This window comes from Candidatus Baltobacteraceae bacterium (assembly GCA_035502855.1).
GTDB lineage: Bacteria > Vulcanimicrobiota > Vulcanimicrobiia > Vulcanimicrobiales > Vulcanimicrobiaceae > Aquilonibacter.
On record DATJTX010000006.1, the window covers coordinates 19365 to 31902 of the forward strand.

At 63.9% G+C, this 12538-nt stretch carries 9 protein-coding genes; 5 read left to right on the top strand and 4 right to left on the bottom strand.

Features of this window, described 5'->3' with window-relative positions:
- The first annotated feature begins 74 nt into the window (after positions 1–74).
- On the top strand, positions 75–440 hold the full coding sequence (locus VMF11_01520; protein ID HTU68972.1) for a DoxX family protein: 366 nt from the start codon (positions 75–77) through the stop codon (positions 438–440).
- Between the two features lie 33 nt (positions 441–473).
- On the top strand, positions 474–3125 hold the full coding sequence (locus VMF11_01525) for a TIR domain-containing protein (GenBank protein HTU68973.1): 2652 nt from the start codon (positions 474–476) through the stop codon (positions 3123–3125).
- Here the strand turns inward: VMF11_01525 and VMF11_01530 are convergent.
- Positions 3054–3545 carry a hypothetical protein gene (locus VMF11_01530; GenBank protein HTU68974.1) on the bottom strand — a complete coding sequence of 164 codons (492 nt, stop codon included), beginning with the start codon at positions 3543–3545 and terminating at the stop codon, positions 3054–3056. The two genes, VMF11_01525 and VMF11_01530, sit on opposite strands and share 72 nt — an antisense overlap.
- A gap of 101 nt (positions 3546–3646) precedes the next feature.
- Here VMF11_01530 and VMF11_01535 point away from each other — a divergent pair, with 101 nt between their 5' ends.
- Genes VMF11_01535 through VMF11_01545 form a run of 3 tightly spaced genes read left to right on the top strand, consistent with a single transcriptional unit; the run spans position 3647 to position 7654 of the window.
- A complete protein-coding gene (locus VMF11_01535) occupies positions 3647–5740 on the top strand; it encodes a hypothetical protein (GenBank protein HTU68975.1) in 2094 nt (697 codons plus the stop codon).
- 7 nt (positions 5741–5747) lie between these two features.
- Positions 5748–6497, top strand: coding sequence for a hypothetical protein (locus VMF11_01540; protein ID HTU68976.1), 750 nt, complete (start codon positions 5748–5750; stop codon positions 6495–6497).
- On the top strand, positions 6494–7654 hold the full coding sequence (locus VMF11_01545) for an MFS transporter (GenBank protein HTU68977.1): 1161 nt from the start codon (positions 6494–6496) through the stop codon (positions 7652–7654). The genes VMF11_01540 and VMF11_01545 overlap by 4 nt, the downstream gene beginning before the upstream one ends.
- On the opposite strand, the gene VMF11_01550 is transcribed toward VMF11_01545, so the two are convergent.
- From VMF11_01550 to VMF11_01560, 3 genes are all read right to left on the bottom strand, one after another.
- Positions 7651–8103: a general stress protein gene (locus VMF11_01550; GenBank protein HTU68978.1), complete on the bottom strand. Its 453-nt coding sequence runs from the start codon at positions 8101–8103 to the stop codon at positions 7651–7653. The genes VMF11_01545 and VMF11_01550 overlap by 4 nt on opposite strands.
- An 18-nt stretch (positions 8104–8121) precedes the next feature.
- On the bottom strand, positions 8122–8991 hold the full coding sequence (locus VMF11_01555; protein ID HTU68979.1) for a CheR family methyltransferase: 870 nt from the start codon (positions 8989–8991) through the stop codon (positions 8122–8124).
- On the bottom strand, positions 8976–12538 hold a 3563-nt coding region (locus VMF11_01560), incomplete at its 5' end, for a response regulator (protein ID HTU68980.1). The genes VMF11_01560 and VMF11_01555, both read right to left, overlap by 16 nt.

Sequence of the window (12538 nt, forward strand, 5' to 3'; positions counted from 1 at the left end):
GGGCCTGCCTGCAGCCGGCCTTTCCATGGGTCACGTTTTTCGGGCTGCGCGCGTCCAGGCGGCGGAGGCTACGAATGAATCTCGCATATCTTGCCGTGACCGGCGTCACGATCGTTGTCAATGCCGGCGCCGTCGCGGCCGACTTTGCCAATGCAGGCTTCGTGCTCAAGACCGCCCGGGAGGTGCACGTTTCGCGATCGTGGCTGCCGCTTCTCGGAGCGTTAAAAGCGGCCGGCGTCGTGGGGCTTCTCCTGGGAATGCTTGGCATTCGCATCATCGGAATTGCGGGCGCGGCCGGACTGGTGATTTTCTTCACCGGCGCCGTCATCGCGCACGTGCGCGCCCGGGTGTTCTATAACATCGCGTTCCCCGGTTTTTATCTTGCTCTCGCGGTCGCGTCGCTCGCGCTGGCGTGCTGTCGCTTTTTTACGGCGTCGTAGGAACCCGAGCCGGAACCACCCAACGTGACCTGGATGCCGCGCGTCACCCTTTCATATCGGCGCGAGGATTCGGCGGGGCTCGCGAGGTTGATCTTCGAGCGCCTCAAGAATCGCTTTGGCGCCGGCGCCGTCTTCATGGACTTCGACGCCATCGAGTTCGGCCAGGACTACCGCGAACGCATCGACGATGCGTTGCGGCAGACCGATTATCTGCTGCTGCTGATCGGCCCACGCTGGCTCGGGCCCTTGACCGCCGGCGAGACGCGGATCAAACAACCGAACGATCCGGTGCGGATGGAGGTAGAGCGCGCGTTCGAGATCGGCTTGCGCGTGGTTCCGATTTTGCTCGATCGCACGCCGATGCCCGGCGCGGACGACTTGCCCGAAACACTGCGGAAGCTGACGTACCTCAACGCGGCCGACGTGACCTCGGGCCGGGATTTCGACGCGCAAATGGAGCACGTCATTCGATTCATCGACGGCACGCCGGCAAAGAGCAGCGCTCGCGCGCCCAAGAATGCTCCGGCCCTCCTTTCACCGCTGATTGGCCGGGAGCGTGAGCTCGGCGAGATCGATGCCGCTCTCGCGCGATCGCGGCTCGTGACCATAACCGGCTCCGGCGGCGTGGGCAAGACACGCGTCGCGCTGCAATGCGCGACGAGCGCAATCGATCGTTTCGAGCACGGCGCGTGGTTCATCGATCTCGCGCCGATCGCCGACGGCGCGCTGGTTCCCGCGACGGTCCTGGCGGCGCTCGAAGCGGGGCCGGCCGAAGAAGGAAGCGAGACGGCGCATCTCTTGAATCATCTGCGGCCGCGCGAGGCGCTTCTCGTCATCGACAATTGCGAGCAGGTCGTCGGCGAGGTCGCTGCACTCGTCTCGCGGATTCACGCCGCCGCTCCGCGCGTGAGCGTGCTGGCGACGAGCCGCGAACTGCTCCATCTCACAGGCGAGCAGGTCTTTCGTCTCGGACCGCTGGCGCCAAAGGCGGCGGTCGAGCTGTTCGCGGCGCGCGCGGCGGCGGTCGTGCCGGGATTCGACGCGCACGAACACGAGCAGGTCGTCCGCGACATCTGCGATCGTCTCGATGGAATTCCGCTCGCCATCGAGCTCGCGGCCGCACGCGTTCGCGTACTGAGTCCGAACGACATCTCGGCGCGTTTGCACGAACGCTTTCGGCTCCTCACGAGCAGCTCGCATACGGCGGTTCCCCGGCAGCAAACGCTCGCCGCGACGATCGAGTGGAGCTACGATCTGCTCGCGCCGAAGGAGCAAGCGCTGTTCGAGCGGCTGGCCGTATTTCGCGGCGGATTCTCGCTCGGGGCGGCAGCGGCGGTCTGCTGCGACGGCGACGATCCCGACGAGTTTGAGGTCTTGGATATCCTCACGTCGCTCGCCGACAAGTCATTGCTGACGGTAACGCTCGCGCTCACGACGCGCTACCGGCTGCTCGAGAGCATTCGCGCGCTTGCGGCGGCGAAGGCGATCGAGCATAAGGCGGAAGCGATCGCGAGAGATCATCATGCCGCGTATTTTGCGGCGCTGGCGGCGCAGGCGTACCACGAGTTCGACTCGCGGCTCCCGGCGGGCTGGCTCGAGCGGCTCGCTCCCGATATCGATAATTTCCGCGCCGCGCTTGCCTATTTGCTCGAAGGTCCGGGCGATCGAAACACCGGAGCGCAGCTCGCCGCCGATTGCGGCCCGATCTTCTTGCGCATGCAGTTGCTCGCCGAAGGATTACGATGGTGCGAGGCGGCGCGTGCGGTGCCGTCCGTTTCGGCGGCTACGACCGGGCGCATCGAATACGTCGCGTCGATGATGCAGAACAACCTCGGGCAAAACGAAGCAGCCCTCACGTCGGCCCGGCGCGCGGTCGCATTGCTTCGCGCATCGTCAGAGCCGCGCGGCTTGGTCCGCGCGCTTTCGCAAGAAGCGCAGTTGATGGCGCGATCCCACCGCTACGACGAAGCCAAAGCGCCGGCAGAGGAGGCGATCGGCAAAGCCCGCGAACTCGGCGACCCGCGCCTGCTTGTCGCGGTCCTGCGCCGATGTGCGTTTTCGCTGCCGCCGTCGGAGATCGAACGAGCGCGCGTGCTCTTTGAAGAAGCGTTGAACGCGGCGCGCTCGGCGCACGCCCATGACGAGATGTGCCGTGTTTTGCAGTGGTGGTCGTCTCGCGAATCGGGGAACCGGGCGATCGAGCTTGCGACGCAGGCGCTGGAGTGGGCCGAGGGCGACGTGCGCACCGCGCTCGAGCTGACTATCTGCGTGAACGCGCTGGTGAGCGGCCGGCTCAACGATGCCGAACCGCACGCGCGCTCAGCGCTCACCTCGGCGCTGGAGAGAAACGATCCGTTGATGCGAGCACTCGCCATCGCGTTCTGCACACCGTTCCTCTCAGCGCGTGCACCGGAGGATGCGGCGCTGTTGTTCGGCTACGCCTGCGGCGAGCTAAGCCAACTCGAATGGAGCGGCGAAGAGGACGATCGGCTGGCTCTCGAAGCTGCGTCGCACGTCATCAAGAAAGCGCTTCCGGAGCGTTCGTTCGAGGCGCTCGTGCAGCGTGGAACGGGCTTGCGTCTCGACGAGGCGCAAGCGGTTCTTATGCCGGCGCTAGCAGGGCGCGATGCCGGTGATGGCTCGACGCACGCCGTTGGTGATGGTGTCGGTACACTGCTGCGTTAACGAGTAGGTCCCCGAATCACCCGAGCAGTTCGTCACGGCGGTGTACGAACCGCTGAGCACGTTGGTGCTCGTATTATAGGTGCCGGTCGTGCTGAACGAGCAGGTCGGTCCGTTATCCGGATAGTCGATCACGATCGAACCCTTGACGGCGTTCGCCGTGCTGATCGTCAGCGAGATTTGCGCCGAGAGGGTTGCGGAGGTTTCCGTGTCGGTGATCGTGCCGCCCGCGTTGAACCCCGTCTGGGCGAGCGTTGCCGTCACGGTGCCGCTGCCGCCTTGCGCGTCCTGCATCGTCCCGCTGTAATCGCCGGAGATGTTCGTCGGCGTGGCTGCAGCCGGTGCGGTCGAGCCGTTGCAGCCCGAGAGCGCAAGCACCGCCGCCAACATCAAAGAACCCGCGTTCGTAGCGACTTTCTGCATCGTACCAGCTTACGGAGAGGCGATCGGAGGCACCTGCCGTAGATGCTGATTGCGCGCATATGTTTGCGTGCTTGGTCGGCTTACGCCGAAGGAATCGTGTTATGAGCGGACGGGATCAGACCACGGGCCTTCTGTCACGGCGCAATTTCGTCGCACTCGGTGCCGCCGCCGCGACCGTCGCCGCGACGGCCGCGCCGCCGCATATCACCGTTCCCGAACAGGTGATGCATCCGCTCGACCCGCTCACCGCGGCCGAATTCGCACGCATCAAGAAGGCCGTCGCCGGCCAACCGATGCTCGGCCGGCGCACGACGTACGGATGGGTTCAGTTGCACGAGCCGCCCAAGGCGGAAGTGCTCGCGTGGAAACCGGGTAAGCCCTTCCGCCGTGAGGCGCTCGTGGTGGCGCTCTCTCCTGAAAACCGCACGGCCTACGAAATGATCGTCGACGTTCATGCCCAGACGGTTCTCTCGAATCGCAACTTGCACGACCTTCAGCCTTTCGTCACCGAGGACGAGTTCGACGCAGCAATCGCGGTGGTCGACGAATCGCCGAAGGTCAAGGCTGCGCTGGAAGCGCGCGGCTACCGAATCGAAGGCAAAATTTCCGATCGCTTTTTCATCGACATGTATGCTCCCGGAGACGATCCGGCCTTGGTTCGCGACGGCACGACGATCCGCGCGGTGCGCGCGCTCTTTGCCGACAAGCAGGGCGGGATCAACGACTATGGACCGTACGTCGAGGGATTGATGGCGCTGGTCGACGTCTACGGCGAATCGATTCTCGCCATCCGCGATTTTCCCGGTGCGATTGCCACGCGGCACGTCCCCGAAGATATTTTCAGCCGAGCGGTCCTGGGACCGGAGAAGCCGGCGCGCGATCTCGGCATCTCGCCGCCGACGAGCAGCCGGCTGCGCTTCGACGGCAATCAGGTCCGCTGGCACGGATGGAATTTTCGCTACAGTTTCAATCAGCGCGAAGGTCTCGTGCTGCATCAGATCGGCTTCGAGGACGAGGGCCGCGTGCGGTCGATCTGCTATCGGGCGGCCGTCTCCGAAATGCTCGTGCCGTACGCCGATCCGTCGCCCGGCTGGATTTGGCGCGAGTTTTTCGATTCCGGCGAGTACGGTCTGGGCGCGGTCGCCGTGCGTTTGCGCGCCGGCAAGGAACTGCCGAACAACGCGCTGGTGCTGGACGCCGTGCTGCCGGACACGTCGCTCGAAGCACGGATCGATCCCGGCCGCGTCTTTTTCTACGAACGTGAAAACGGGGCGCTCTTCGCGCACGTGCAAGCCTCCGACAAGCGCCACATCTACGCGCGCGCCAAAGAGCTCGTGGTCGGATACGTTACGAACGTCGGCAACTACGATTACATCTTCCAATGGATCTTCCGCCTGGACGGCTCGTTCGGATTCGAGGGTGAGCTGCAAGGCATGATCCTCGACAAGACGATCGCGGACCTCACCTGCAGCGTCTGCAAAGAGGAAGCGACGCGCGGGCCCGGGGTGTACGAAACCGGCGGGGATCAGGAATTCGGTACGCTGGTTTCACCCCAGATGCTCGGCGTCACGCACCAGCACTGGATCAATCTGCGGCTCGATTTCGATATCGACGGCACGGCCAACGCCGTCGAGGAATACAACGTCAAGCGTTTGCCGCCCAATCCGAAAACGAACCCGGCCGGACGAGCGCTGAGCGTCACCCGCACGGTCTTCGGGACCTCGCGCGAAGCGTGCCGGATGCTGAACGACCAAACGAATCGCTCGTGGGTCGTGTACAATCCGTCCAAGCGCTCGCAGATCGGGCACTTCGCCGGCTACGAGATCGAGGCGATCACCAATACGTTCTCCTCGATTCCCGGATATCGCTACGGCGAGCCCACCTCATTCGTGCAGCGTCACTTCTGGGTAACACCGTACGATGCGCGTCAGTTCTACGCCGCCGGCTGGTATCCCAACCAGCATCCGGAGGATTACGGCGACTCGCTCGTCCGGTACGCGGATGATCGCAGCATTTACGATAAAGACGTCGTTGTGTGGTACAGTCTCGGGTTCACGCACGTGACGCGTCCCGAAGATTTTCCGATCATGCCGAGCGAGCGCGTCGGCGTCAACTTCAAGCCTCGGGGGTTTTTCGCCAAGAGCCCGGCTCTGGGATATGCGCGGCTCGACCAGGAGTCGTCTCATTCGTCATAACGACTCGGTGAGATACGATGTGGGCCGCCACGTGTACGGCGCGGCGGCGATCCTTTTTGGCATCTGTGCTCTGGCGTTTCGTGATTTCAACGTGTGGCAACAGATCCGGCCGCTCGGAAACATCCCGTATCGCGAGCTTGCGCTCTACCTCGTGGCCGCGATCGAGATTCTCGGCGGCATCGCAATCCAATTTCAACGCACGGCGCGCGCCGGCGCGCTGGCGCTGGGAGCGCTCTATTTCGCCTTTGCGTTGCTGTGGCTGCCGATCTTTCTGGCGAAGCCGCACGTCTACGACAGCTTGGGAAATTTCTTCGAGCAGTTCTCGATGGTCTCGGGCGCGCTGATCGTGTACGCGACCTTCGATCGCCGCAATCCGGCGCAGGCGGGGAGGATCGCGCGGACCGGATACTACGGCTTCGCCATCTCCGTCGTCTCGTTCACGCTCGAGCAGCTCATCTATCTTCGTGGAACGGCCGACTTCATTCCGAACTGGATCCCGTGGCACATGTTCTGGGCGGTAGCGACGACGATTGCCTTTGCGCTCGCAGCGATCGCGCTGCTCACCGGACGGTCCGCCCTTCTCGCGGCTCGGCTCACGACCGCGATGATCGTCGGCTTCGGATTGCTGATTTGGCTTCCCGCGCCGTTCTCCCATCCACATGGCCTCAATAGCTGGACGGGCAACGCCGAAAACCTCGGGATTGCCGGATCAGCCTGGATCCTCGCCGACTATCTCCGCGCGGCGAGACGGCGATGAAGTCACACGCGTTTCGGTTCGTGCTCCTGATGAGCGTCGTGAGCCTTTTCGGCGACATGACGTACGAAGGTGCGCGCAGCGTGATCGGACCGTTCTTCGCCGTGCTCGGTGCGAGCGGCACGATCGTCGGGGTCGTTGCCGGATTCAGCGAGCTGGTCGGTTACGGACTGCGCTACTACGCGGGAATCGTAGCCGACCGGACCAAGCGCTACTGGGATTTCGGGATCGCCGGATACGCGATCAATCTGCTCAGCGTTCCGGCTCTCGCCTTCGCGCGCACGTGGCCGGTCGCTTCGATCTTCGTGGTCGGCGAACGATTCGGACGCGGCTTGCGCAAACCGGCGACCAATGCGATGGTCTCCTATGCCGGCTCCGAACTTGGTCGCGGATGGGTCTTCGGCTTTCGCGAGGCGATGGACCAAACCGGTGCGACGCTCGGGCCGTTGATCGTTGCCGGGCTCCTGTTCGTCGGCGCCGGCTACACGAAGGCGTTCGGCGTGCTCGCGATTCCGGCCGTGCTCGCGCTCGCGGTCTTGTCGTTCGCGCGAACGCTTTTCCCGATCCCGGCATCGTTCGAACGAAAGGACGCAACGCAACGCGGACGCGTCGGAATGGACCGTGCGTTTTGGCTCTACGTCGCGGGAGCATCGTGCCTAGCTGCCGGCTTTGCCGACTTCGCGCTGATCTCGTATCACTTTGCGCGCATCCAGCTCTTTGCGGCGGGTATGGTGCCGATCGTATACGCGGCGGCGATGTTGGCGGCTGCGATTGCGTCACCGCTGCTCGGAAAGGCGTACGATCGGTTTGGACCGCGCATCCTCCTGCCGGTCTTACTTCCGGTCGCGGCCTACGCGCCGCTTGCGTTTCTCGGCGGCAGGTGGATCGCGGTGCTCGGTGTCGTGCTGTGGGGTGTGGGGATGGGCGTCCAGGATACGGTCTTTCCTGCGGTCGTTTCGGCGTTGACGCCGGCCGAATCGCGCGCGAGCGCGCTCGGCGCCTTCGATGCCGCCTATGGGATCGCTTGGTTTATCGGCAGTGCGGTGATGGGCGTTCTTTACGATCACGGCGTCGGAACGCTCGTTCTCGTATCACTGGCTTTCCAAGTGCTGCTCGGACTTCCGCTCATTCTCGCCGCGGGTTGGGCGCATCATCGCTAACCGAGGAGCGCCGTGCGAACGCCTTCGCGGTCGCGTTCATTCTTGAGGGCGACGGCGACGACCATGCCGCCGCTGTGCAGTTTCTCGTCCCAGTCGTCGGATTGCAATCCGAGCTGCATCAGGCCGCCGGCAACGCCGCCGATTCCGGCGCCGGCCGCGCCTCCGGCAAGCAGCCCGGCGAGCGGTCCGATGACGAACGGGATCGCGGCGCCGCCGGTAGCGAGTACGGCGGTTCCGCCGGCAGCGGCGGCGAGAATCGCGCCCAGCAGTCCGCCCGTGGCCGCGCCGATGCCGACGCCGGTTCCTCCCATCCGTTTGCTCGCATGCGGAGGGTCGCCGACGATGACGCTGATCTCGGTTTTTCCGTAGCCGAGCGCCGCGAGACGGTTCACCGCCGCTTCGGCCTCGTCATAGGTGTCGTAGCTTGCCGCTTCATACTTCGCATCCATATGAAGGGAGTATTCCCGCTAGCGGAGGCGTCGAAAAATCGGCTCGTCGGGTGAGACCTGCCGGAACGCGCCCTCGTGCGCGCTGTGCGCGATCGTTTCGCCCGTACCGAGTGCGAGAAAACCGAGGTGCATCAAACTTTCGAAAAGCAGGGAGTGCAAGCGGTATTGAACCGCGCCGTTGAGCAAGGGCAGGAAGCCTCGTGCGACGATCGCGTGAAACTCGTTGATCGACGCATCCGACGCCGGATTGTGGCGCGCGAACATCACGCTCTCGCGCAGGCGCTCTTTCGGCACGGCGAATTCATTGTCGATTTCGAAATACTCCGAGAGCGGACGCTCCAACCCCGCCATGCGTGCGGCTGCCTCGAGATTCGAGCGGCCCGAGTGCCGGCACATCGCCGCCTTCGCGATCGCCACCGACGCGTCATTGGCGAACGTCGCATAGATGATCGTGCGCGCAAGAATTCCGGCCTCGTCGAGGATGGCGGCCAGCGTATACGCGTCGGCCCCCGGGCCCGCGCCGGGGACCCAGACGCGGACGAACGAGTACGTTCGCAGCAGCGGCACGACATTGGCGACGAATGCCCGCAGCAGTGACGGATCCGTGAACGGCTGCGCGGTTCCGCTGCGCATCGAGACCACGAACGAAGCGAACGCGCGTTCATCGTGGAGCAGCCGCTCCTGCAGACCGGAGATGGTCGCTACGCCTTCGGCACGCATAGCGTCGGCGACGCGGCGGCGCAGCACCGCCTGGTTGAATCCACGGAAGTCGCACGCCCCATAGCGGACGAGCGCGTCGAGCAGCAACTGCAGCTCGATATCCGCAAGATCGTCGCGGCGAAGGTTCAGCGCGACGCCGGCCGCTTCGACCGCTACTTGCTCAACCATATCCTGAGCAACGACGTCAGTTGATCGATATCGACGGGTTTGCTCACGTACTCCGACGCTCCGGCCGCGATACATGCTTCGCGATCTCCCTTCATGGCCTTGGCCGTGAGCGCGATGATCGGCATGTCGCCGATGCGATTGTCCGCGCGGATCCGGCGGATCGTTTCATAACCGTCCATTTCCGGCATCATGATGTCCATCAGCACGATATCGACATCGTCGCGGGAGCGCAAGATCTCGATGCCCGCAAGACCGCTCTCGGCACTCACGACTTCCATGCCGTAGCCCCGCAGAGCCGCGTCCAATGCGAAGATGTTGCGCGCGTCGTCGTCGACGATCAGCACCCGCCGATGTGCGAGCGCCGCATTCGAGTCGTCGGGCGGCGTCCGTTTCGACGGCGCAAGATCGGCTTCGACGCGATGCAGGAAGAAGTTGAGTTCGTCGGTGAGCCGCTCGGTTGCGAACCCGTCTTTGACGATGATCGTCGAGGCGAGGCGCCGCAGGCCCGCTTCCTCCTCGCGCGAGAGTTCGCGTCCGGTGTAGACGATGATCGGAACCGTTGCCGTTGCGGGTGAGGAACGCAGACGATCGATCAGTTCTTCACCGCTCATGTCCGGCAGCCCGAGATCGATCACGATGCAGTCGAACTGCTGACGACGCGCCGAGGTCAGAGCGGCGTCGGCCGTCGAGACCGAGGTGACCTGGATTTCTCCGGTGCTGATCAGATTCACCATCGCATTGAGCTGCACGACGTCGTCCTCCACCACGAGGACGTTTTTGCAGCGGCTCTCCGCGTAGCCGAGGAGCCGGTCGAAGGCGTCGACCAGCGCTTCTTCGGAAATCGGCTTCTGCAGGTGCGCTACGGCACCGGCCTCGAGTGCGCGCTGCTGTTGCTCGCCGCCCGAGATGACGTGGACCGGAATGTGCGACGTCACGCTCGTTTCGCGCAGCGCCTCGAGCACTTTCCATCCATCCATGTCAGGAAGGCCGATATCGAGCGTGATCGCGTCGGGAACATAGCGGTTCGCCAGTTCCAACGCTTCTTCGCCGGTCTGTGCGACGATCGTTCGGAAGCCTCGCGCGCGCGCAAAGCTCATCACCAGCCGCGCGAAGGTCGGATCGTCCTCGATCACGAGCAGCGTACGGTCGTCCGCTTCGATCGTCGAACGATCGTCGAGCACGGTTCCGGCGCTCGTCTGCAGCGAGCGCACGCGCGTCGCGTGCGTGCCGCCGTCGGTGCGAGCCGGGATCGCGCGCTGCGCTGGATGATAGAAGGTGAACGTGCTGCCGATACCGACCGCGCTTTCGACCGCGATCTCGCCGCCGAGCAGCGCCGCGATCTCGCGGCTGATCGAGAGCCCGAGACCCGTTCCACCGAATTTACGCGACGTTCCCATATCCGCTTGTTGGAACGCCTCGAAGATCACGTGATACTTGTCCTGCGGAATGCCGATGCCCGTATCGCTGACCGCGAACGCAACTGCCGGTCCCGGAACGGGCAGCGTGCGGCCATGCTCGGCGCTGATGTGCAGCGTCACGGCGCCTTCGGTCGTGAATTTGAACGCGTTCGAGAGCAGGTTCTTGAGAATCTGCTGCAACCGCGTCGGATCGGTCGTGATCGAAGGCGCAACGTCTGCGTCGCGCGTGATGACGAACTCGAGATCCTTGTCGATCGCGATCTGATTGAACGTGCGCTTGACCTCGGTCTCGATCGAATCGATCGAAACCTCTTGCAGATCGATGGCGGTGGTGCCCGACTCGATCTTCGAGAGGTCGAGGATGTCGTTGATGAGGGTGAGGAGGTCGGTACCGGCGGAGCGGATCGTCTCCGCGTATTCGACCTGTTCCTCCGACATGTTTCCTTCGGGGTTTGCCGCGAGCTGCTTGGAGAGAATGAGCAGGCTGTTGAGCGGCGTGCGCAGCTCGTGTGACATGTTTGCGAGGAACTGCGATTTATACTTCGACGTCAGCGCGAGCTGCTCGGCCTTCTTTTCGACCTCCGCGCGCGCCTCTTCGATTTCTCGTGTTCGCCGCTCGATCTCGGCGTTGCGTTCTTGCAGGAGGCGCGCCTTCTCCTCGAGCTCGTCGTTGGTTTGTTTGAGCTCGAGCTGTTGGCTCTGGAGCTCGCTCGTCAGCGACTGTGACTGCTCGAGCAGCTCCTCGGTTCGCATGGAAGCGGTGATGGTGTTGAGCATGATGCCGATCGACTGCATCAGCTGATCCAGGAAGAGCAAGTGGATCTCGCTGAAGCCCTTGTACGAAGCAAGCTCGATCACGGCTCGCACTTCGCCTTCGAAGAGTACCGGCAACACGACGACGTGCGCGGCGTCGGCGTGCCCGACACCAGACTCGATTCGCAGATATGCCGACGGAAGGTCGCTCATCATGATGCGCCGTCCCTCGACGGCGCACTGTCCGACGAGCCCTTCGCCAAACGAGATAACGCCGCGATCGCGGCGGTCCTTCGGTAAGGCGTAGCTCGCGATGAGGCGCAGGTACCCGGAGCCCTCGACGGCATCGCTGAGGTAGAAAGCGCCGCTCTGAACGCCGATGAGCGGTGCGAGCTCCGACATGATGAGCTGCGTCACGACCTTGATATCGCGCTGCCCCTGCAGCATTGCGGTAAACCGCGCGAGGTTCGTCTTGAACCAGTCCTGCTCGGCGTTCTTGCGCGTCGTGTCGCGCAAGTTCTGAATCATTTCGTTGACGATGCTCGTCAGCTCGCCGACTTCGCCGCGCGCCTCGATATCGATCCGTCGCGAAAGGTCGCCCTTCGTCACGGCGGTCGAAACCTCGGAGATCGCGCGAATCTGATTGGTGAGCTGTGCAGCAAGCTGATTGACGTTGTCGGTGAGCTCGCGCCAGAGACCGGCGGCGCCGGGTACGGCCGCCTGTCCACCGAGCTTGCCTTCGAAGCCGACCTCGCGCGCCACCGTCGTTACTTGGTCGCCGAAGGTCGCCAGCGTATCGATCATCCCGTTGATGGTCTCCGCGAGCTCGGCAATCTCACCGCGCGCTTGCAGCGTGAGCTTGCGCTTCAGGTCCCCGTTGGCGACACCGGTAACGACCTGAGCGATACCGCGGACTTGATTGGTCAGGTTTGCGGCCATCGAGTTGACGTTGTCGGTGAGATCCTTCCAAACGCCGCTGACGCCCGCTACGTGAGCCTGTCCGCCGAGCACGCCTTCGGAACCCACCTCGCGCGCGACGCGCGTCACCTCGGAGGCAAATGCATTGAGCTGATCGACCATCGTGTTGATGGTGTCTTTGAGCTCGGCGATCTCGCCGCGCACGTTCACGGTGATCTTCTTCGAGAGATCGCCGTTGGCCACCGCCGTCGTGACCGCGGCGATGCTGCGCACTTGCGCGGTGAGATTGCCGGCCATGAAGTTCACGCTGTCGGTGAGGTCGCGCCAGACGCCGGCGACCCCGCGCACGTCGGCCTGCCCGCCGAGCTTGCCCTCGGTGCCCACCTCGCGCGCGACGCGCGTCACCTCGCTCGCGAACGAGTTGAGCTGGTCGACCATCGTGTTGATGGTGTTCTTCA